This window comes from Oleiphilus sp. HI0066, assembly GCF_001635725.1.
The window spans coordinates 1-687 of sequence record NZ_LWFH01001508.1; the positions used below are offsets into that span (position 1 = coordinate 1).

2 protein-coding genes are annotated in these 687 nt (G+C 44.4%); both read right to left on the minus strand.

Features of this window, described 5'->3' with window-relative positions:
• Positions 1-64 precede the first annotated feature (64 nt).
• Complete coding sequence (rpmI, locus tag A3738_RS23480) at positions 65-256, minus strand: 50S ribosomal protein L35 (RefSeq protein WP_068476610.1); 192 nt, start codon at positions 254-256, stop codon at positions 65-67.
• Between the two features lie 76 nt (positions 257-332).
• Positions 333-687: translation initiation factor IF-3 (infC, locus tag A3738_RS23485; RefSeq protein ID WP_082890128.1), on the minus strand; the 355-nt coding region annotated here is incomplete at its 5' end.

A 687-nucleotide genomic window follows, 5' to 3' on the forward strand; every position in this document is an offset into this window, starting at 1 on the left:
TGCGCGGTAACTCCACGTTTTACGCGAGGCATAGTGTTCTCCTAAACTAAATTTTTTGAACCAATTAGATACGCAACATGCGCTTGATTGACGCTTGATCCGCGTCTGCAACTTGCTTGCAACCGCGAAGCTGACGCTTACGCTTTGGCGACTTTTTGGTCAAAATGTGGCTAGTAAAGGATTGCTTATGCTTGAATCCGTTGGCTGTCTTTTTAAAGCGTTTAGCCGCACCGCTTTTTACTTTCATCTTAGGCATAATAACTCACTCCGCATTGGATCAATATTTGAGTAAAACAAAGCGCCTAGTTGTGGCGAGTAACCACAGCTGTGTTTTACTTTCTCTTTTTAGGGGCTAGAACCATCATCATTTGACGACCTTCCATTTTTGGTCGCTGTTCGACAGTGCCGTACTCTTCAAGATCACGTTCGATCCTTTCAAGTGCTTGCATGCCGATCTCCTGATGGGCCATTTCACGACCTCGATAACGAATCGTCACCTTAGCCTTGTCCCCATTTTCAAGGAAACGTATCAGGTTGCGCAGTTTTACCTGATAATCCCCTTCTTCCGTCCCTGGCCTTAACTTAATTTCTTTAACTTGGGTCTGCTTTTGCTTCTTGCGCTGAGCTGCCTTTTGTTTTTTCTCTTCGAATATCTTCTTGCCGTAGTCCATGATTTTACACACAACA